We start from the raw sequence: 19,735 nt of genomic DNA, 5'->3' as shown, positions 1-19,735 counted from the left end.
AAAACAGCGAGCCGGCGATCATAGTCCGGCAATGTCCCGCGTCAGTCGAAGGTTATATGCGCTACCAAACACATAGCGACAAAGCCATTAGCCACAAGGCTTTCGAGAGCATTCCTTTTGGAGCCCGGTAATTTCGAGGTTGCCAGAACAGCATTGGCAATGCTCTAATTCTCCTCACGAAGGGGAGTAGCTCCCAGCCGCCGTGCACCACGGCGGCATCGACAGGTCGTCAATACGAAGCACAACACTTCCGGCCTGTTGGACAACACGTGCCTCCGGGCGCGCGCTGTCGAGCAAGACCTTCGATTTGAACCTGCGCAGGTTTGGTCGAAGCGTTCCTGAATCCCCGGTCATCGCCCGGTCTTCGCCATCGCTTCGGCCTACCCGCACGGGATGGATCGAAATGCAACGCATGCGCCGGACCGCCGCCATCCAGCCCAGGATGGACGGGCCGCGCGAAGACAAGAGGAACCTATGGAACAGTTCATGACCCCGGAATTCTGGGTCGCGGTCGGTCAGATCATCATGATCGACATCCTGCTCGGCGGCGACAACGCCGTCGTCATTGCCCTGGCCTGCCGCAAGCTGCCGCCCGCGCAACGCACCAAGGGCATTCTGTGGGGCACGGCCGGTGCCATTGCGCTGCGCGTGATATTGATCTTCTTCGCACTCACGCTGCTGGCCATTCCGTTCCTGAAACTGGTCGGCGCCGCATTGCTGTTGTGGATCGGCATCAAGCTGCTGGCGCCCGACCATGACGATGCGCACGGCAACATCCAGAGCAGCGACAAGCTGTGGGGCGCGGTCAAGACCGTGATCGTGGCCGACCTGGTGATGAGCGTGGACAACGTGATTGCCATTGCCGGTGCCGCGCAAGGCGCCGGCCAGGCCCACCAGATGCCGCTGGTGATCTTCGGCCTGCTGGTGAGCATTCCGATCATCGTCTGGGGCAGCCAGCTGGTCATCAAGCTGATGGACCGCTTCCCGATCATCATCACGCTCGGCGGCATGCTGCTGGGCTGGATTGCCGGCACCATGGCGGTGTCCGATCCCGCGCTGTCGAACACCGCGGCCTGGACCTGGGTGCCGAAGCTGCCGCAGACCGATACCATCCGGTACGCCGCAGGCATTGCCGGCGCGCTGCTGGTGCTGGCCGTCGGCAAGTGGGTGGCCATGCGCCAGGCCCGCCAGAAGCCGGCCGAAGCCGCAACGTCGTCGAGCTGACGGCCCTTCCCCTGCGCCCGGTCCTAGCCACTCTCATTACTCGAAGGAGCACCCATGGAAAAGGTCATTCTGTACGTCGACGATGCCGGCTATGCGGCCGAGCAGTTCGCCGAGCTTGCCCCCGACGCCAGCAGCGTCGTGGCTCGCCACTGGGTGCTCGTGGCCTGCGCTCCGCGCATGACGCACCGCATCAGCAAGTGGGTGAGCCACAGCGCGCGCGAGAACTGGCGCGCCAAGTGGTTCAGCAAGGTGCAGGCGCAACTGCTGCCGCTGCTCGAGCGCAATGGCGGCCAGGTGACGCCGGTGCTGGCCAAGGGCCCGCTGGCCGACCTGACGCAGCAGCTCAAGCGCGAGCATTCGGCCACGCTGGTGGTCGATGCGCGCCGCCCCAAGATCGGCGTCGACCTGGAACCGGTCACGCCCGAACAGGCGCCCGCGCGCCAGTCGGGCTGGGCCTTTCCCGGCGCCGTGATGGGCATGGGCGCGCTGCTGGTGCTGGCGAACGAACTGGCCGAATAACCGCGCAACCCCGTCCCTGACGAGCCCCGGTGCGGCAACGCCCCGGGGCTCGTTGTTTTGGGGGCTCTGGGGTATCCTGCGCCGCATGCGCATCATCATCAAATGGCTGCTCAGCGCTGTCGCGCTGCTGGCGGTGGCTTATCTCTACAGCGGTGTCCAGGTTGCCAGCTTCGGCTCCGCGCTGATTGCCGCGGCCGTCATCGGCCTGCTCAACATGGTCGTGCGGCCGGTGCTGGTGGTGCTGACGCTGCCGGTCACCATCGTCACGCTCGGGCTGTTCCTGTTCGTGATCAACGCGCTGCTGTTCTGGGCCGCATCGGGGCTCCTGTCCGGCTTCCAGGTCAGCGGCTTCGTGGCGGCGCTGATCGGCTCGCTGATCTATTCGCTGCTGGGCCTGGTCATCGAAGCCGCGCTGGGCGGGCTGCTCTCGAAGCGCTGAGCCGGCAGGCGAGCAGCGCTCCCCTCGCTCACTTCAGCGGCGGCTCCTCGGCTTGCCGCTTCACCAGCACCTCCACGGCCCGCGCACGGGTGTCGATGATCGACGCCTCGTAGTGGTCGATGGGCGCGCCGGGCTTGCGCATCAGCTCCTGCGCGGCCTTGAGGCGGTCGCGCGCGGCCGGATAGTCGAGGATGGCCACGTTGGCCTCCGCATCGGCGCGCACCGCGCGCACCGAATCGTTCTGCGCACCATACAGGTTGGCCAAGGCCCGCCAGGCCGTGGCGTCGCGCGGGTTCGTGGCCACCCAGTCGCGCAGCACCGGCACCATGGGCGCGGGCTGGCGCGTGGCCACGGCGGCGTCGGCCGCGAGCAGCATCTCGGGCCGTTCCTTCGACTTGGCGTCGAGCAGGCCCGCGGCCTTGGGCGCGTTGCCGCCGGCCAGCTCGATCTCGGCGTTGAGCCAGCGCGCCAGCTTGGCGGCGGAGGCGTCGTCGGCGGTGCGCGCGGTCAGCCGCTCGGCCAGGGTGCGGGCGGCGCGGAAGTCGCGTAGTTCCTTGGCCGACAGCGCGGCTGCGTAGAGCGTGCCGGCCTGCTGGGCCGCGCTGCTCTTGGCGAATTCGCCGCTGGAGGCCGCATCGACCCACAGCCGCAGCACGTCGACGCCCGGCCGCGTGAGCACGCGGGCGCGCGCGGCGATCATGGCGTGGTCCATGGCCAGCGGCATGGCCGGGGCGGTGTCGAGGCGGAACTGGAAGCGCCCCTGCATGTCCGAGATGCGCTCCGACGTGAGCGGATGGCTGCGCAGGTACGGGTAGGAACCGTTGTCGTTCAGGCGCGAGGCGTACTGCAGCTTCTCGAACATGGCGGCCGCGCCCTGCGGCGCGAAGCCGGCCTGCGTCATCACGCCGAAGCCCACGCGGTCGGCCTCGCGCTCCATGTCGCGCGAGAAGCTCAGCTGGTTCTGCATGAACAGCGCCTGGCTGCCCATCATCACGGCCTGGCCCGCATCGGCGTTGCGGCTCTTGCCGGCCGCGATCATGCCGAGGATCAGGCCGGCCAGCATCAGCGGCATCTGCCTGCCCTGCTGGTTCATGATGCGCGAGATGTGGCGCTGTGTGACGTGCGACAGCTCGTGCCCGAGCACCGTGGCCAGCTCGTCGCGGCTGCCCACCGTGGCAATCAGGCCCATGTTCAGGCCCAGGTAGCCGCCCGGCAGCGCAAAGGCATTGATGTTGCGGTCGCGCCCCAGCAGGATGGTCCAGGCAAAGCGCTCGTCGAGCTCGGGCGTGAGCTCGCCGCGCTGGCGGGCTGCGGCCAGCAGGCGCTGCCAGATGTCCTGCACGTAGGCGGCGATCACCGGGTCGTCGATGTAGTCGGTGTCGCGGTAGAGCTCGCGCGCAATCTGGTCGCCCAGCTGGCGCTCGGCACTGGCGGTCATTTCGCCGCCGTCGCCCAGGCCCGGCAGCACCTGCATCTGGGCGCGGGCCGGTACCGGCAGCAGCACCTGGCAGGCTATTAAAACGGTAGCGCAGAGCGACCGCAGAGCGGGCGCGGCGGAAGTCTTTTTGGTGGCAAAGGGAGTCAAGCGCGGCATTCCTCGTCCATGGCTCGGGCTCGTATGATGCACCTCCACACCGATCGTTCACACATGAGTTCCCTCACCCACTTCGACGCCCAGGGCCAGGCCCACATGGTCGACGTGGCGGCCAAGCCCGCCACCCATCGCGTGGCCGTGGCCACCGGCCGCATCGAGATGCAGCCCGCCACGCTGGCGCTGATCGAATCGGGCACCGCCAAGAAGGGCGACGTGCTCGGCATCGCCCGCATCGCCGGCATCCAGGCCGCCAAGAAAACCAGCGACCTGATCCCGCTGTGCCACCCGCTGGCGCTCACGCGCGTGGCGCTGGCCTTTGCACTGGCCGAAAAAGGCAACGCGCCGCAGGTGGTGTGCACCGCCACCGTCGAGACCGTGGGGCCGACCGGCGTCGAGATGGAAGCGCTCACCGCCGTGCAGGTGGCGCTGCTCACCATCTACGACATGTGCAAGGCCGTGGACCGCGGCATGCGCATCACCGACGTGCACGTGCTGGAAAAGCATGGGGGCAAGTCGGGGAGCTACGTGGCCGACCCTCAAGGCTAGGGCGCCTGCCCGTCCACGGGCAGCCCTTTCAGCCAGCGCTCGTATTCGGCCGGAAAGGCAATGCGAAAGCGCTCCGCCTGATCGCGCGCCTCCTCGCGCCGCCCCATCAGCTCGGCGCTTTCGATCAGCTTGACGATCACCCGCGGCTCGGGCGAGAAGTGCAGCGTGCGCTCGGCCAGTGAATGCATCGCGGCGGCGTTGTCCGGCGTGACCGCCGTGAGCGTGAGTTCGGCAAAGTCGACCTGCCTGGCAAAGAGCCAAGACTTTCTGGCCTTGGCGAGCGTGCCGTCTTCATAGGCCGGCAGACGCTCGTCGCGCGCCAGGTAGATCTGGCTGATGCGGATGTAGTCCCAGGTGGCATAGCCGACCACCGCCATCAGCACCGCGGCCGCGATGGAAGACAAGACTGGCGGCAAAACCACGTCGGCACCCCGCGCCGGCCACAGCATGCCCAGGCACAGCCCGAACACCAGCTGGAACGGCCCGTACCAGAGCGGATATTCGAGCAGGCTGTGCAGCGCGATCGCGCCCAACATGCCCCAGGCCATGAACCGCACCGGGTCGCGCTCGCGCCAGGGCCTGGCCGCCAACACCATCCAGACGAAGCCGCCGCAAATCAGCACCGACACCGGAATGCCCATTTCCACCGCCAGGTGCAGCGGCAGGTTGTGCGCGTTGTCCAATATCTCGGGGAAGCGCGGCCCGTCGTACAGCGTGCTGTAGTGCGCGAAGGCCAGCTCGCCCCAGCCCCACCCCGCGAGCGGATGCGCGGCAATCAGCGAGAGCACGTTGCGCCACAGGATCATCCGCGTGTGGTCGCCTGGCGCGCCCTCCTGCAGCCGCTGCATCATGCCCTCGACCTCGCCCGCCGCCAGCTGCGGCAGCAGCCAGGCGATGGCGAAGTAGACCGGCACCATCGCCAGCAGCACCAGCGGCGGCGGCAGGCTGAAGGGCGGCGCGCCGGCAGCGTCATCCGGGGCCACGCCGCGGCGCTCCCGCCGCGCGATGAACGCCGCAACGCCCACGATCGACAGCAGCTGGAGCAGGCCCGTGCGCGAAGTGGACGCCGCCGCGGCCACCAGCAGCAACAGCGCCGCCGCCACCAGCCAGCGCCGGATGCGCGCCGAGGGCTGCGCCGCGTAGATCCAGAGCGCAGCCACCAGCGCCATGCTGATCAGCGTGGCGAACTGGTTGCGCTGGCGCAGGTTGCCATAGGCCTGGCCCAGCGCGGGCGTGGTGGTCCAGGGCACCAGCGGCTCGGCCAGGCCGTAGTACTGGAGCAGGCCCAGCACGGCGCTGACAAGGCCGGCCACCAGCACGCCCACCGCCAGCACCCCCGAGGTGCCCGGCCCACTGCGCGCCATGCCCGCGCCCACGCAGGCCGCGGCCGCCATGGCGGCGAGCACGACCACGGGCGGCAGCCATGCGGCGGCTCCGGCATGTGGCGAGGAAAAAAGCACGACCGCCGCCGCCCCGGCGCCCAGCCAGGCCCAGATGCCGCGCGACGGAGTGGCGGCAGGAATGACCAGCAGCATCGCCGCCAGGCAGACCCAGGTGGCCAGCAGCTGCCAGGCCTGGACCGACGGGCCGGCCACGAGCGGACAGAGAAACGGAAACGCGACCAGCCCGGCGCGCACGGCGCCAACGGCCTTGGATGGGAGAACGGCTGCCTCGGCAGGCGCTGCGCGGGAAGTCATTCCGCCAATTGTGCCGACCGCCCGGGCCGACGAATGGCGGCGGGCGGGAGACGAGCGGCAGGGCAAGTGTTCAGCGCAAAACTTACCATCGCTGGTCACATTTGGACACCTTTGCAAACACTTTGCGCCAATGAACCCATTTCCTTTATCCCGCAATCGCATACGCCGGCAGACGGGTTTTAGCCTCGTCGAGGTTCTGGTCGCGATCGTGGTCCTGTCCTTTGGTTTGCTGGGCATGGTGGGCCTGCAAGCGGCGTCGTTGCAAGCCAACCGTGATGCGCGGCTTCAATCGACAGCCGTGGTGCTGGCGCGAGAACTCGCGGAAATGATGCGCGGCAACAAGGACCAGGCCCTGCTCGCCACCGGCAATCCGTACCTGATAGGCGACCTCTCGCACCCGCTCGCCCCGCCTACTGCTTCCTACTGCCTAGCAATCGGCCAGAACTGCGGCACCGACAAAGCGGCTGTCGCGCAGGCTGAACTGACCGATTGGCTGGCGCGGGTGGACGAGGCATTGCCGGGTGCGCGAATCAGCATCTGCCGCGACAGCGCCCCCTTCGGCTCGGACGGCACTGCCGTATGGACCTGCACCTCGACCGACAACTCCGACCCGATTTTGGTCAAGATCGGCTGGAGCCGGCCGTCGACGAAGACGGGTACCGCAGCGGTCGTTCAGGCAGATCAACCGTCCGTCGTGCTGCCTGTTACGCCGGGGAGCACCCTGTGATTGCCCTTTCCTCACGCCGCCGCGCTCTGCGCGGGCTGACACTGATCGAACTGCTCGTCGCAATGGCGGTGGGCTTGGTGGTGGTGCTGGCGGCAGTCTCGGCCCTGACCGTCGCACGGCGCGGCTTCACCACGGTCGACGCGGCTTCGCAATTGCGCGACAACGGCCGGTTTGCGGCGGACATGATCCAGCGCATTGGCGTGCAGACCGGCTACCGGGATGTGTTCTTCGCGGCAACCCCTCGCCAGCCCACCACGACGGACCCGGCACCAAGCATCATGGGCTTCAACAACGCCAAGGTGAACCTCACCAATCCGTTGGCGTCGTCCACCACACGGCCCTCCACCGAAGCGGGCACGGGGAGCGACATACTCATCATGCGCTACCAGTCAGCGCAGGCCCACACCATGGTGGTCGGTTCGACCGATGCCGACAAAACCATGATCGACTGCGCCGGCAATGCACCGGATACGGTCGCGAACATCAATACCGCCGCAGCGCGCGACACGCTCATGGCCAGCGTTTTCTCGGTGGGCATCAATCAGGGCGAGCCTTCGCTCATGTGTACCTATTACGACACAGCCACGAGCGCGTGGCTCTCCAGTCCCATCGTGCAGGGCGTCGAGAATTTCCAGGTGCTGTATGGCGTTGACGGCGTAACGGCGGGTACCGCAACGCCGTCGAGCGCAGCATCGCCCAATGTGCCCAACGCGTATTTGCGCGCGGACCAGATGACCGTGTCCGGCAACAGCGCCGCCACCAACGCGAACTGGCGCCGAGTGCGTAGCGTCCGAATCGGCATGGTGCTGCGTAGCGCGAAAGGTGCCGCTCAGGATTCGGGGACGCAGACCTTCTATCCATTCGGACCTACCAAGGGCAGCGCAAACGGCTCGGCCGGCAGCGCCTTCGCGTCCGTGAATGATCCAGGGACTGTCTTCCAGCCCACGCCGGATGGGCGGCTGCGCCAGACCTTGACCTTCACGATCCACCTGCGCAACGACCAGGGCCTCTGAGATGAGACACAAACTTCTTCCCCGTCCCGGCGGCCAACGCGGTGTCTCACTGATCATCGTGCTGCTTCTGCTGGTGATCGTGTCGATCCTTGGCGTGGGCGCGGCCCAGATCGCGACCATGGGCGAGCGCAGTTCCCGGAATGACCGTGACATGCAAGTGGCCTGGCAGTCAGCTGAGGCCGCGCTGATGGACGCCGAATTCGACATCCACGGCCCCGTTGCTTCCAGCCGGCGCTCTGTGTTCACCAACATGGCCAATACCAACGCCTTCGTCAATGGCTGCGGCGACTCGGGCAACAGCAGGGGCCTCTGCACACTGGTAACAAGCGGCCAGCCGGCTTGGCTTTCCGTCGACTTCACCGCAACAAGCAATGCGCACACTGCCGCTTACGGCGAGTTCACGGGACGCAGCTTTCCGGCCGGCACCACCGGCATCCAGCCCGCCAAGGCGCCGCGCTATGTGATCGAGCCAATCGAAGACCCGGCAAACCGCGATCTCTCGGGCTCTACAACCAGCTACATCTACCGCGTGACAGCCATGGGCTTCGGACCGCGAGCCGATATCCAGGGCGTCGCCCAAATCATCTATCGCGACTAAGCGAGCCGCCTTCAATGAAATCGTCTACTCCTAATCCACGTCGCTGGTTCGCGCGACCGCGCACCCTGGCATGGCTCGCCTTTCCAGCGGTGGCCGCAACAATCGCGTTGTCCTTTGCGGGCATCTCCTCGACCGCTCCAAACATCAAGGCCATCGCGCTGGCCAGCGATCCACTCTATGCCACCACTTCCGGTGACAAGCCAGCGCTGGCGCTGGCCCTGTCGGTGGAGTATCCGACGGTGGGCGCGCAGTACACGCCCGGCGGCGACACCGACAACACGTACAGCAACCTCACCGAGTACATCGGCTACTACGACGCCTACGCCTGCTATTCGTACAACGATGCGCCTGCGGAAACGCCAGCCACCGGTTTCTCGGCGACCGACTACAAGCGCTTCGACCGCATCCTGACGAGCACACGCACCGACCGCAAGTGTGACGACGGCTTCAGTGGCAACTTCCTGAACTGGGCCAGCAGTTCCGCCATCGACATGCTGCGGCTTGCGCTGTCGGGCGGTGATCGCTACATCGACACTCCCGACCTGACCATCCTGCAACGTGCAGTGCTGCCGAATGGCGACCCGATCTGTATGTGGAACTCCACCAACTTTCCGGCCAAGCAATTGACCCGGAACGGCGGCGGCGCTGGCACCTACTGGGGAGCGGTCCCGCAACGCATGGTGAATGCAGCCGGCCCCAACGACATCTGGGTGGCCAATACCTTGAACCGCATCTACTTCGGCACGGCCAAGGGCGGAGCTTGCACGAATACGAGTGGCTACACCCTGGGCGCCGTCGCGACAGGGACGGGGCCGTTCTCATTCAACGGCAACCTGCCGACCGGGGCCAACAAGTGCGCCGACGAAAACGGCACTTGCAACTTCAACAAGAACTCGAGGGAGGTCTGGTACGGAGCTGGAACCACCTGGATGGTCGGCCAGTTCAAGAACAGTGCCGCTTGCACCAACGCCGTATTCACCGATCCAGCGCCCGGCGTGGGCAAGGCCTGTTATACGGTTGCTGCCAACACCACCCCGAGATCGACCAGCGGCCTCAACAGCGACGGCTTCTTCTACTCCCGCGTCAAGGTCTGCGAGAAAAACGCCTCCGGCAATCTGGCCGACAGCCGTGATTACACCTTCTGCACCAAATACCCCAACGGCAACTACAAGCCGACCGGCACGGTCCAGAAGTACAGCGACCAATTGCGTCTGTCCGCGTTCGGCTACCTGCTCGATCAGACCAACAGTGCCGACACTGGTGGGCGCTACGGCGGTGTACTGCGCGCGCCCATGAAATATGTCGGCGCCAAGACCTTCGACATCAATGGCACCGAGAACACACCGACTGGCGGCAACGCTGCAGCCGAATGGAACGCAACGACCGGCGTTTTCGCCGCCAACCCCGACAGCAGCACATTGACCGGCACAAACGCCGGCTTCGGGGTGAGTGGTGTCATCAACTATCTCAACAAGTTCGGACGCACCGGCGTGGCTGGCAAATACAAGAAGTACGACCCGGTCAGTGAGCTCTACTACGAGTCACTGCGCTATCTGCAGGGGCTGCAGCCAAGCGATATCGCAACCAGCGGCATAACGACGGCCATGTACGACGGATATCCAGTATTCACCACTTGGGACGATCCGTATGGCGATGGTCGTTCCAGTTCGAGCAACTATGCGTGCCTGAAGAGCAACATCGTGGTCATCGGCGACATCAATACGCACGATGGCAGTCACTATCCAGGAACCAACGTGGCCGCCAACATTCCGGATCTGACCGCTTGGACGACTGTGGTCAAGAACTTCGAGAAGGGCGTGGACACCACCTATCGTGATGGGCAGAACGTCGAGCAGCACACCACCGGCAACCCCAACACCAACGCCAACCCACGCGGAGAAGCCATCATCGGTTACTCGTACTGGGCCCACACGCACGACATCCGTGGCACGGCGTGGACCGCCGAGCCCACCAAGCAGCGCCCGGGCTTGCGCGTGAAGAGCTTCTTCTTCGACGTGAACGAGTACGGTGACCAGAACGATGCTGCCACCCGCCGCAACCGAAATCAGTTCTTCACTTCGGCGAAGTACGGTGGCTTTGAATCTGATCCGGCCAACAACGGCAGCAAGCCCTTCAACACCTTCGGCAACCCCTTCAAGCGGCAGGACGGCACAGTCGATGCCAACGTCTGGCAAGACCCCGCCCGCCCCGGCGAAGCCAGCACCTATTACCTGCAGAGCAGCGCGCGCAGCGTGCTGAGCGCCTTCGACAGCATCTTCAGCCGGGCGTCCACCTCCGCACGCAGCATTGCTGGTAGCGCCGTGCAGTCCAAGTCGCTGCAGACAAGCAACTCGGTCTACCAAGGTGCCTTCGATACCAGCGACTGGAGCGGCGACCTGCTGGCTCAGTCAATCACCATCACCAATGGCAACGTCAGCATCTCGCCCACCCCGACCTGGTCGGCCACCGCGCGACTGGCCTTGCTTTCAGCGCCGGACACCACTCGCAACATCGTCATTGGCCGCCCCGGCAATGCAGTTCCCAAGGCCACAAATTTCGCATGGGGTTCGCTGACCACTGCTCAGCAAACCGATCTCAACAAGATCACGCCTTCTGCCACTGCCGATTCATTGGGTTCCGACCGCGTGAGCTATCTGCGCGGCAGCAACGCTCGAGAAGGCGCGCCTTTCCGGCGCCGCAACAACAAGCTGCTGGGCGACATCATCAATTCAGGCGTCGTGTATTCAGGAGCGCCGGTCAACAACATCAACTCGAGCACCTACGCCGCGTTCAGAACGGCCAATCTCAACCGTACGCCCGCTGTGTTCGTAGGCGCCAACGACGGCATGCTGCACGGCTTCAATGCCGCCACCGGCGATGAACTGTTCGGCTACATCCCGAGTTGGATGACCCCCAAGCTCGCCGCGCTTACTGATGCCGACTACGTATCGAGCCATCAGAGCTATGTCGATGGCCCACCAGTGGTAGCGGAAGCACAAGTGGGTTCCGCCGGTACCTCGGCCGACTGGAAGACAGTGCTCGTGTCGGGCACCGGTGCGGGCGGGCGCGGCGTGTTCGCGCTCGACGTGACCGATCCGACGACCTTCGGCGCAAGCAAGGTGATGTGGGAGTTCACGCAGGATGATGACGTCGACATGGGTTTCGTCGTCGGCCAGCCACAAATCCTGAAGATGCGCACCAGCGCACCGTCGGCCACGACAGCGACCTACAAGTGGTTCGCAGTGGTGGCGAGCGGAGTCAACAACTACACGAAAGTCAACTCGGCCGGCAACTTCAGCACCGGAAACCCCGCGTTGTTCCTGCTTGACCTGTCAAAAGCACCAGAGACTGCCTGGACCCTTGGCACCAACTACTACAAGGTGGAACTTCCCCTGGACACCACGCTGGCCGTGACCAAGGCGCCGGGTCTCCTCAACTTCAAGGCGGCCATTGCCACCGGCGGTAACCGCGAAGTGGCGCAGATCTTTGCCGGCGATCTGCACGGCAACATGTGGAAGCTCGACTTCCGCAGCCATGGCACCTCCGAATGGAACATGGCGAACCTGTCGGCTTTCAAGAACGCCACAAGCAACGCGCCGTATCCGCTCTTCGTTGCCAAGGACGGTGACGGCAATGTGCAGCCCATCAGCATGGCTCCGACGCTGGTGGCAGCAACGAACAACATCAACGCAATCCAGGTGGCGTTCGGCACTGGGAAGTATCTGGAAGTGGACGACCGCTCGTCGACGGCACAGAACTCGTTCTACGTGGTGTACGACGACGGCACGAGCGTTGCCGACGCAACGCCGAACGGCTCGGGCGCCATCAGCGGACGCGCGCGGCTGAGAGCGGCCACGATCGATTCCACAGGCGCGATCACTGTGCCCAGCTTCACCTGGGGCCGCGCCACGAGCGATCTCACAACATCATCGACCGTGAGTTCGGGCTGGTACATGGATTACGGCAGCACCGAGCGCCAGGTAAGCGGAGCACTGCTGACAGGCAACACGCTGATATTCGGCAGCCTGATTCCGGGAACCTCGGGCGACTCGGCCTCTTGCGGCGTGGGCGGAGGCAGCGGCAATTCGTACATCATCGATGTCGACACTGGCACGGGGACACGTCGGGCGTCCACCGTCGGCATCATGGGACAGCCGCTGGTGATCGAGGTGGCGTCCACGGTCGAAACCATCAGCGACAGCACCGGCCGGCGCAAGAAGAAGATCACCAGCCAAACCATTGCACAAGGCTCCGGCGGCGTCGGCAATGCAGCGGGGGGAACCGGGAACACCGGGCAGACGAGCGTCATCATCACCGCCGGACGACTGAGCTGGCGGCAGATCAACAATTACTTGGACCTGAAGCGCGGATCGTGAATATGACCTCAATCAAGAAACGCGCCTCCATGCGTGGCTTCACGCTGATCGAGTTGATGATCGTCGTGGCAATCATCGGCATTCTGGGCGCCATTGCCTATCCTGCGTACACGGATTCAGTGCTGAAAGGAAGACGGGCACAGGCCCGTACCGCACTGCTGGAACTCATGCAGCAGCAGGAGCGATACATGACGCAGCGGAATACGTACCTGGCCTTCACCAACATATCGGGAGTTACTACACCTACTACGGCTTCGGGCACATTCAAGGTTTATGCGGGAGACACCGCTTCGAGACCGTCCTATTGGCTTTCTGCGGTAGCCTGCGACAACCAGTCGATCACCGAGTGCGTCAAGCTCACCGCGACGCCAACAAGCAGCGATGCCACTGCTGGCGCACTCAGCCTCACCAGTACGGGCGTCAAGAGCTGCAGCATCGCCTCGACAGATGCGAAATTCAGGCTTTGCTGGCCATGAAAAGTTCTTGCCACTACCGGAGTACCGGCTTCACCCTCATTGAACTGATGGTGACGATCGCCATTGCTGCAACATTGCTGATGATCGGTGCGCCTAGCTTCGTCGCTTTTCAACGGAATTCAGAACTCACCTCGGCGGCCAATTCTTTCGTTGCGGCGCTGGGCGCCGCGCGAGGCGAAGCCATGAAGCGTGGCCGGCAAGCGGTCGTTGTGCCTCGCGCAGACAACAACTGGGCAGCGGGGTGGACGGTCTTCGTCGACACGGACAACGATCAGCAATTTGATGGGTCGGATATCCTCCTCGTGCAACAGGGTGCGCTGCCGAGCTACTTCACGGCGACCGGACAGGGAACTGCGCAGAACAGCCCCGCATACGTCATGTTCAACCCGTCGGGCTATACACAGACCAGCGGAGCAGTTTTTCAATCGGCAACGCTGAAGATCGAGCGCAATGACCTCTCGGGCACGGAGAAGACTCAGCAGACGCGAATCGTCGTGATTGCAAAGACGGGGCGTGCACGAGCTTGCCAACCTGCAACGGATACGACATGCACAACTTCGGCTACCGAGTGAGTAGCAGTGCCTCTAAGCCAACAGTTGGCAGGTAGAAAACCCACGATTATTGGAATCTTGGTCGACATCTTTTCGTTAACGCTTTAGCCGTTTTCCCGCGGATTCGACGCAGGCGAGCATCCATGCAGTGAAGGACAGCTTAATCGCCACCGCTCGGAGCTGTGTACGCGCCGATCACTGCAGCTAGGTCGAATGCCGGACTGAGCACAACCTAAGAGTGCAAACAATCAGCAGTAAGTCAGTAGCTTGCCATCCGCGCTACTTGTTACTGTGGGTTGAAGTTGAACGATGCCCGAAGGACGACGACAGGCGGTCCATCGATCCTCCAGATGCCGTCCCAGCCGTATGGCACACCGTAGCAGGAGAACTTGGATCTGCTCATAACTTTGACCCCAGGCAATCCAATTGCCTGTCGGTCAAAGCTTTCCGAGATGTAAGCGCCTTTATCGGCATTTAAGCGCCAGATTGCGGCCATTCGTCCTGGTGCAGTTAGCGGAGCTCTTGTAGCCAAGTCCACATCGGCATACAGGCGGCTCAATGCAGGGTCAAGGATTAGATTTTGTCGAGCTACGGTCGATTCTAGATAGCCTGCGGGAAACGCTCGTTCATAGTGGCCGACGCGCCCCCCGGTTCTTGCAGGCAGCCGAGCGAGAAATGGCTCCGTCAGCGCCAAAGGATCAATCCAATATATGTCCGGTCCGCCGGCGTAGCCGGTCATGCCTACCGCGCATCGCGTGTAAGTGCCCGGAACCTCTTTCAGAGTGGCTCCCTCCAGAAGCCATGGATGCGAATTCCAAGTACCTCGCCGAAGGACCGGGAGGACGCCCAACTGCTGGTAGTAAAAACCTCTTTCATCAGCGACTCCGCTCTCTGCAAGGATCTTCTGATCGAATGAGGAGGGAGAGAAGACTGTGACCTGTAGTGCTCCAACACTTATGGCGAGATATGCAGTCCACAACGCTTTCCACAATCCCCCGTGTTTGCGAAGTTTGAAACCAACGAGTAGGCAGGCCAGCAGTAGTGGTGCGCTGAAAAAACGGCCGCCCATATAGTCGGCGCCGACATAGAAGAGGTATGCGGTCCAGAGTACAAGTCCGATCGCAAACTCCCGCAATTTGCGATCCCATAGACCACCCACCGTTCCCACCAAAAGCAGAACGGCGGAGACTGTGTCGCGATCAACCGTCCATCTGATGTAGTTAGTGGCTTGCTCAGCATTCTCCGCGAGGGTGAGTCCATTCTGAACTTTCGCGAGGGCGGTGTTGGGGACCGGGCTTCCATAATAGAAAAGCGAAAAGCCGACCCAGAGTACCGCGGGGAGAAGTCCAACAACCGTGCTCAAGGCGGTCTGCGCGAAGCGCTGTCTGCTCTGCCAAACGTGCACTGCGAGACTTGGGGCTACAAGAACAATTGCGTCAGGCCGTGTCAGAAACAAAAGTGATACCAGCAATGCCAGCAGAAAGGTTCTGCGCTGTGGCTCTTCGCGCAGCCACACCATCACGTATCCCGCCAGCAAGGCATGCGTCAAGGGATTCTCAAGGCCGGATGTGCTGTAGTCGATGAATGCGTGTGACCAAAGCAGACTCGCGGTTGCCAGCAGGGCTGCAATATCCCATCGCCCCCAGATGCGTCCGACCAAGAACAGTGTCATGGCCAATGCCACGAAGCTTAGAGCAATGCTGGTCCAGTACGGATCTCCGCTCAAGGCCGTAAAGGGCAACAGTAGGGCGAGCCAGAGAGGGTGCGTGAATGCCTGCACCCGTTCGATGGGATTCCACGTCAGGCCGTATCCGCCGAGCGCATTGCTGACCGTCCGGAAGGTAATGAACGCGTCTTCGCTGACCCAAGCGGTTTTGGCGACTGCGACAAAAAAAAGGCCGAGTACCAAGACCCAGAGATAGGTCTGTTTGACGATGATCTTGTTAGACGAAGCTAGCGCTTGAAGATGTTGCTTAAGGTTGGCGTGGCGCATCGAGGCATGTTACAGGATGCTTTATGCCCGCCTCTAGTCTAGAGAACGACCGATCACCGGGTTTCGCGTCAAGCTCTAGATGTTCAACTTGTTGAAGATGAACGCAGGCAGGTGTCGAATGATCAACATGACCCAGCGCCATTTGCCCGGGACATATATGGTGCTGTCGCCCCGGTCGATACCTTTGACAATCCGGCTTGCAACATCTTCGACTGGTGCGAGCCGCGCGCCCCGGCCTTTCAACTCCGCAGTCATCGGCGTGTCTGTTGGGCCTGGTTTTATTAGAACGATGCTCACGCCTGTTCCGGCAAAACGATGCTGCAGTCCTTCGGCATATCGTGAGAGGAGCCCCTTGGCTGCGCCATAGATGTAGTTGGACTTGCGGCCGCGGTCGCCTGCGACGGACCCAATGATGGCTATCGTGCCGCTTCCCACCTGCCCCATTGGGAACGCAAAAGCTTCGGCGAAAAGCACCGGGGACACGCCGTTTACCTGCAAAGCATCCTCGGTCCGCGCCAAACTTTGTTGGCATGCATCCTGGTCGGGCAAGGAGCCATGCGCGATGAGCACGACATCGGGCAAACCTTGTGCGACGATGGTTTGAACGACGTCGGCGATGGCATCGGCTTCCGCGAAGTTCGCCTGAATCGCTTGGATGTGGGAGGAAGGACTCCTCACACGAAGATCAGTGGCAACACGCTCGGTACGCCGCAGATCTCTTCCCACCAACACCAAGTCGATATTCCCAGCCTTGACCCACTCTCGAGTGCAGTGCTCGGCGATGGATGAAGTTGCGCCTATGACGATGATTTTTCGATTCGTTGTTGTCAATTCAACTTCCCATCAAACGACGCGACATTGCGGAACTGATCCCCGGGTCGCGATACGATAAAAACTCCGCCAAGCCCGGATAGCCCGCCTCAAACAGCGCTCGCGGCATGCGTGCATCCTTGGCACAGTAAATTCGACCCCCAGCCTCGCGCACGATCGCATCGAGCCTGTCAAAGAGCGCTAGGGTGCGGCCCCCCCGATTCGGAAAATCTAACGCAAGTGTGGCGCCCGGCATGGGGAAACTGAGCATCCCAAGCGGCAAGCGACGGCCGAATGTCTTCAGGACAGCCAGAAACGAGCCTTCGCCAGAACGAGTGATTTCATTCAACATGGCCTTCGATGCATCGCGCTGCACCGACCGCGGCACAACGCTCTGATACTGATAGAACCCTCGAGGGCCGTAGAGGCGGTTCCAGTCTTGGACATTGTCTAAGGGGTAGGAGAATGCTTCATGGTGCACGATAGTCGTGGAAGCCTTGTGCAAATGGAAGTACGCGGCATTGAATGGCCGCAATGTCAGCCGATTGACGAGTGACATGGGTGGGACAACGGGCATTGCCACCGATCGAATGCGAGGCTCGACGCGAGCCTGTGCTTTTGCATGGTTGGCGCGCATGAACAAACCGCGTCCTTCCTTAGATCCGATGCAATCAATCCAGGAGACGGTGTGCTCCCACTCTTCTTCCGAAGCGTCTGCGAGCGCGAAGAATTCATCCAAGTTCTCATAGGGCACCGTCTCCGCTTGCATCCACGGTCCGGTCACTCGACGAAGCTGAAGTTCGGCTTCAAGCACTACACCCGTCAATCCCATGCCACCGACAGTTGCGGCAAACCAGTCTGCTCGCTCCGCGCGGCCGCATTCGATGATCTCACCGTCCGAGCGGAGCAGCTTCAGCCATCTCACATGGTCTCCGAAAGAGCCTTGCACATGATGATTCTTTCCGTGCACATCATTCGCGACTGCGCCTCCGACGGTGACAAACTGAGTGCCAGGCGTTACGGCAAGCATCCAACCTCTGGCGACGGCAACTCGTTGAATGTCGCGCAGCAGCACTCCAGCCTCACATCTCAGGAGACCGAGCTGTTCGTCGAAATGAACTAAGTGATCCAGTCCCTTCGTGCTCCACAGAATGCCTCCAGGATTGAGACACACATCGCCATAGCTGCGCGCCATGCCAAGCGCGATGCCAGGCCGACGCTCGGCTAGAACCAAAGCTGCGGCCTCGGGGTCGCGCAGATTCACTACGTCGTGGAGGTCCGCGTTGAGTCGTCCCCATGAGGAAACTGGCCTCATGCGGTGCGTTCCTTGAAAACGTAGTGTTTGTCCAGGTGGTACTTGGCGATGTAGCCAATTGCCAACCCTATGACGCCGCCGAGGTAGCGCATTTCGCGAGAAGCGAAGAAGTGATGGAAACCGAACTCGAATCCCCAGAAAATAGCGGTGGTCGCAAGGCCCATCAGAACGTAGAGCACAAAAGTCTGGCCCCCATGCATAGCATCGCGCGTACGAAAACGGAAGATGTAGTGCTTGTCCAAAACATACTTCACCACTAGCCCCACAGCAGTGCCGACCAAGACCGAAAAGGGAACCCCGAAAGTCCCCTCATACACGGAGATCGCGAGTTCCTGCGAGGCGATGTTCGCCATAGTGGCGAGCAGCGCGAAGAACGCATACGAGATCGCTAGCTTCATTCTCAAGTCTTTCACCCAACGGGCTCACATCACAGGCGTCAGATTGTCATGCATGAATCACTTGCACCCCCTTCCCCCTGGACACAGATGCGTGGACTGATCGCACTGGTGAGGCCGAAGCAATGGATTAAGAACGCTTTCGTGCTAGCCCCGCTAGTGTTCACTGGAGAATTCGTCAACCCGGATTCGGTGGCGCATGCGCTGCTTGCTGTGATCCTGTTCTGCGTTGGTTCTTCGGCAACCTACATCATCAACGACATCCACGATATTGAGCGTGATCGCAAGCACCCCAAGAAATCAAAAACGAGGCCTCTGGCTTCAGGTGCAATCCCGGTTTCCATGGGACTCGCCTTGCTTGCCGTGTTATACGCAATGCAGATCTGCGGCTGGTTTTTGGCCCCAAAGGTCGTGCTCGTGATCGCAGCCTACATGGCACTCAACGTTGCCTACACCTTTGTGCTCAAACACCAGCCGGTTCTCGACATCTTCACGATTGCCATCGGCTTCGTGCTCCGGGTATATGCAGGTGCCATGGCGTTGTCTGTACCGGTGTCGAGTTGGATGTTCGTCACTACGTTGTGTCTCGCGCTGTATCTGGCAGCGGTCAAACGTCGGCAAGAGCTGAGCCTCAGCGGCGCAGACGGACGCAAGGTGTTGGAGAAGTACTCACTGTCTTTAGTGGACCGCTACGCCGAAATGTCAGCTACCGGTGCGCTGGTTTTCTATAGCATGTTCGTAATGTCGGCGCGCCCTCAACTCGTGTTCACCGTGCCTCTCGTACTCTTCGGCTTGTTTCGGTATTGGTATATGGTCGAGAAGCTTGATGGTGGAGAGTCACCGACCGACGCCTTGTTGGCGGACTGGCAGTTGATGGTAACTGTGGCACTGTGGATCGCCGCCTGCGTCTGGGCACTCTGGCCTGGACTGGGGTGAACAATGGCTACGGATTTCTCTTACGTTGTCACGCCATTCCTCGCGTGGGCTGTTGCTGGAACCTCGAAGTTCATCATCAATAGTGTGCAGGCGCGCAAGCTTGCATTCGGGTTGATCGGCTATGGCGGACTACCGAGCAATCACAGTGCCATCGTGAGTAGTGTGACTGCGCTCGTTGCCCTCAAACAGGGGATTGATCACCCCGCGTTTGGGGTTGCGCTTGCCTTGGCGTTCATCGTCGTGCTCGATGCGGCCAGCTTGCGTCGCCAAGTAGGCAAGCACGCAATGTTTCTGAATAAGCTGCACCCCCCCACGGTTGAGAGTGCGCCTTTGCGCGAGCGCATGGGGCACAGCCGGGTTGAGATTGGAGCTGGCATTCTCGTTGGCATCGCAGTTGCAATCCTGATGACACGCTTGATCAGTCCCGTAACCTGAGATTGGCTAACCGATCGCTGCATCCCTGGAGCAAGACTGACTCCGAGAGAGACGTTTCCCAAAATTTCACAGTCTTCCTCCCGGATTACGC

18 protein-coding genes are annotated in these 19,735 nt (G+C 62.2%); 12 read left to right on the top strand and 6 right to left on the bottom strand.

Annotated elements, in window-relative coordinates; translation table 11 throughout:
* Positions 1 to 474 precede the first annotated feature (474 nt).
* The 3 genes from AC1DSC_RS04670 to AC1DSC_RS04660 all read left to right on the top strand — a co-directional run bounded on the left by AC1DSC_RS04670 (position 475) and on the right by AC1DSC_RS04660 (position 2,182).
* Complete coding sequence (locus AC1DSC_RS04670) at positions 475 to 1,224, top strand: TerC family protein (RefSeq protein WP_018903516.1); 750 nt, start codon at positions 475 to 477, stop codon at positions 1,222 to 1,224.
* A gap of 54 nt (positions 1,225 to 1,278) precedes the next feature.
* Positions 1,279 to 1,743, top strand: a complete 465-nt coding sequence (locus AC1DSC_RS04665) for a hypothetical protein (RefSeq protein ID WP_018903515.1) — start codon at positions 1,279 to 1,281, stop codon at positions 1,741 to 1,743.
* A gap of 85 nt (positions 1,744 to 1,828) precedes the next feature.
* On the top strand, positions 1,829 to 2,182 hold the full coding sequence (locus tag AC1DSC_RS04660; protein ID WP_307593313.1) for a phage holin family protein: 354 nt from the start codon (positions 1,829 to 1,831) through the stop codon (positions 2,180 to 2,182).
* A gap of 28 nt (positions 2,183 to 2,210) precedes the next feature.
* Here AC1DSC_RS04660 and AC1DSC_RS04655 read toward each other — a convergent pair whose 3' ends face one another.
* Complete coding sequence (locus AC1DSC_RS04655; protein WP_436288220.1) at positions 2,211 to 3,776, bottom strand: M48 family metalloprotease; 1,566 nt, start codon at positions 3,774 to 3,776, stop codon at positions 2,211 to 2,213.
* Positions 3,777 to 3,830: 54 nt separating this feature from the next.
* Here AC1DSC_RS04655 and moaC point away from each other — a divergent pair, with 54 nt between their 5' ends.
* Entirely contained in the window at positions 3,831 to 4,322 is a 492-nt protein-coding gene (gene moaC / locus AC1DSC_RS04650) for a cyclic pyranopterin monophosphate synthase MoaC (protein WP_018903513.1), read from the top strand.
* On the opposite strand, the gene AC1DSC_RS04645 is transcribed toward moaC, so the two are convergent.
* On the bottom strand, positions 4,319 to 6,019 hold the full coding sequence (locus tag AC1DSC_RS04645) for a PglL family O-oligosaccharyltransferase (RefSeq protein WP_436288221.1): 1,701 nt from the start codon (positions 6,017 to 6,019) through the stop codon (positions 4,319 to 4,321). The genes moaC and AC1DSC_RS04645 overlap by 4 nt on opposite strands.
* Before the next feature lie 130 nt (positions 6,020 to 6,149).
* On the opposite strand from AC1DSC_RS04645, the gene pilV reads away from it, so the two are divergent.
* The 6 genes from pilV to AC1DSC_RS04615 are packed head-to-tail and all read left to right on the top strand — an operon-like array spanning position 6,150 to position 13,781.
* A complete protein-coding gene (gene pilV, locus AC1DSC_RS04640) occupies positions 6,150 to 6,746 on the top strand; it encodes a type IV pilus modification protein PilV (protein ID WP_436288222.1) in 597 nt (198 codons plus the stop codon).
* Entirely contained in the window at positions 6,743 to 7,759 is a 1,017-nt protein-coding gene (locus AC1DSC_RS04635) for a PilW family protein (RefSeq protein ID WP_436288223.1), read from the top strand. Before pilV ends, AC1DSC_RS04635 begins: the two co-directional genes overlap by 4 nt.
* A gap of 1 nt (position 7,760) precedes the next feature.
* Positions 7,761 to 8,357 (top strand): pilus assembly PilX family protein, encoded by a 597-nt coding sequence (locus AC1DSC_RS04630; protein WP_436288224.1) that lies wholly within the window; start codon positions 7,761 to 7,763, stop codon positions 8,355 to 8,357.
* Positions 8,358 to 8,371: 14 nt separating this feature from the next.
* Positions 8,372 to 12,733, top strand: a complete 4,362-nt coding sequence (locus AC1DSC_RS04625; RefSeq protein ID WP_436288225.1) for a pilus assembly protein — start codon at positions 8,372 to 8,374, stop codon at positions 12,731 to 12,733.
* Between the two features lie 2 nt (positions 12,734 to 12,735).
* Positions 12,736 to 13,209 (top strand): type IV pilin protein, encoded by a 474-nt coding sequence (locus AC1DSC_RS04620; protein ID WP_436288226.1) that lies wholly within the window; start codon positions 12,736 to 12,738, stop codon positions 13,207 to 13,209.
* Entirely contained in the window at positions 13,206 to 13,781 is a 576-nt protein-coding gene (locus AC1DSC_RS04615; RefSeq protein ID WP_436288227.1) for a GspH/FimT family pseudopilin, read from the top strand. The genes AC1DSC_RS04620 and AC1DSC_RS04615 overlap by 4 nt, the downstream gene beginning before the upstream one ends.
* A gap of 265 nt (positions 13,782 to 14,046) precedes the next feature.
* Here the strand turns inward: AC1DSC_RS04615 and AC1DSC_RS04610 are convergent, their stop codons facing one another.
* From AC1DSC_RS04610 to AC1DSC_RS04595, 4 genes are all read right to left on the bottom strand, one after another.
* A complete protein-coding gene (locus AC1DSC_RS04610; protein WP_436288228.1) occupies positions 14,047 to 15,753 on the bottom strand; it encodes a hypothetical protein in 1,707 nt (568 codons plus the stop codon).
* 75 nt (positions 15,754 to 15,828) lie between these two features.
* Positions 15,829 to 16,584, bottom strand: coding sequence for an SDR family NAD(P)-dependent oxidoreductase (locus AC1DSC_RS04605; RefSeq protein ID WP_436288229.1), 756 nt, complete (start codon positions 16,582 to 16,584; stop codon positions 15,829 to 15,831).
* 1 nt (position 16,585) lies between these two features.
* Positions 16,586 to 17,878, bottom strand: a complete 1,293-nt coding sequence (locus tag AC1DSC_RS04600; RefSeq protein ID WP_436288230.1) for an FAD-binding oxidoreductase — start codon at positions 17,876 to 17,878, stop codon at positions 16,586 to 16,588.
* Entirely contained in the window at positions 17,875 to 18,276 is a 402-nt protein-coding gene (locus AC1DSC_RS04595; protein WP_436288231.1) for a GtrA family protein, read from the bottom strand. Before AC1DSC_RS04595 ends, AC1DSC_RS04600 begins: the two co-directional genes overlap by 4 nt.
* 48 nt (positions 18,277 to 18,324) lie before the next feature.
* Between AC1DSC_RS04595 and AC1DSC_RS04590 the strand changes: the two genes are divergently transcribed.
* Both AC1DSC_RS04590 and AC1DSC_RS04585 read left to right on the top strand, forming a co-directional pair.
* The gene (locus AC1DSC_RS04590; protein ID WP_436288232.1) at positions 18,325 to 19,209 is read left to right on the top strand and encodes a decaprenyl-phosphate phosphoribosyltransferase; all 885 of its coding nucleotides are present in this window, start codon (positions 18,325 to 18,327) and stop codon (positions 19,207 to 19,209) included.
* Positions 19,210 to 19,212: 3 nt separating this feature from the next.
* Positions 19,213 to 19,644: a divergent PAP2 family protein gene (locus tag AC1DSC_RS04585; protein ID WP_436288233.1), complete on the top strand. Its 432-nt coding sequence runs from the start codon at positions 19,213 to 19,215 to the stop codon at positions 19,642 to 19,644.
* Positions 19,645 to 19,735: the final 91 nt, after the last annotated feature.

The sequence above is a fragment of the Variovorax sp. 01N425 genome (assembly GCF_056399465.1).
This window is presented reverse-complemented; position numbering and strand designations above follow the sequence as displayed.

What these genes read in the sequence shown, in the direction of transcription:
- AC1DSC_RS04670 (WP_018903516.1), top strand. Translation starts at nt 475, where the DNA reads ATGGAACAGTTCATGACCCCGGAATTCTGGGTCGCGGTCGGTCAGATC.
- AC1DSC_RS04665 (WP_018903515.1), top strand. Translation starts at nt 1,279, where the DNA reads ATGGAAAAGGTCATTCTGTACGTCGACGATGCCGGCTATGCGGCCGAG.
- AC1DSC_RS04660 (WP_307593313.1), top strand. Translation starts at nt 1,829, where the DNA reads ATGCGCATCATCATCAAATGGCTGCTCAGCGCTGTCGCGCTGCTGGCG.
- AC1DSC_RS04655 (WP_436288220.1), bottom strand. Translation starts at nt 3,776, where the DNA reads ATGCCGCGCTTGACTCCCTTTGCCACCAAAAAGACTTCCGCCGCGCCC.
- moaC (WP_018903513.1), top strand. Translation starts at nt 3,831, where the DNA reads ATGAGTTCCCTCACCCACTTCGACGCCCAGGGCCAGGCCCACATGGTC.
- AC1DSC_RS04645 (WP_436288221.1), bottom strand. Translation starts at nt 6,019, where the DNA reads ATGACTTCCCGCGCAGCGCCTGCCGAGGCAGCCGTTCTCCCATCCAAG.
- pilV (WP_436288222.1), top strand. Translation starts at nt 6,150, where the DNA reads ATGAACCCATTTCCTTTATCCCGCAATCGCATACGCCGGCAGACGGGT.
- AC1DSC_RS04630 (WP_436288224.1), top strand. Translation starts at nt 7,761, where the DNA reads ATGAGACACAAACTTCTTCCCCGTCCCGGCGGCCAACGCGGTGTCTCA.
- AC1DSC_RS04625 (WP_436288225.1), top strand. Translation starts at nt 8,372, where the DNA reads ATGAAATCGTCTACTCCTAATCCACGTCGCTGGTTCGCGCGACCGCGC.
- AC1DSC_RS04620 (WP_436288226.1), top strand. Translation starts at nt 12,736, where the DNA reads ATGACCTCAATCAAGAAACGCGCCTCCATGCGTGGCTTCACGCTGATC.
- AC1DSC_RS04615 (WP_436288227.1), top strand. Translation starts at nt 13,206, where the DNA reads ATGAAAAGTTCTTGCCACTACCGGAGTACCGGCTTCACCCTCATTGAA.
- AC1DSC_RS04610 (WP_436288228.1), bottom strand. Translation starts at nt 15,753, where the DNA reads ATGCGCCACGCCAACCTTAAGCAACATCTTCAAGCGCTAGCTTCGTCT.
- AC1DSC_RS04600 (WP_436288230.1), bottom strand. Translation starts at nt 17,878, where the DNA reads ATGAGGCCAGTTTCCTCATGGGGACGACTCAACGCGGACCTCCACGAC.
- AC1DSC_RS04595 (WP_436288231.1), bottom strand. Translation starts at nt 18,276, where the DNA reads ATGAAGCTAGCGATCTCGTATGCGTTCTTCGCGCTGCTCGCCACTATG.
- AC1DSC_RS04590 (WP_436288232.1), top strand. Translation starts at nt 18,325, where the DNA reads ATGCATGAATCACTTGCACCCCCTTCCCCCTGGACACAGATGCGTGGA.
- AC1DSC_RS04585 (WP_436288233.1), top strand. Translation starts at nt 19,213, where the DNA reads ATGGCTACGGATTTCTCTTACGTTGTCACGCCATTCCTCGCGTGGGCT.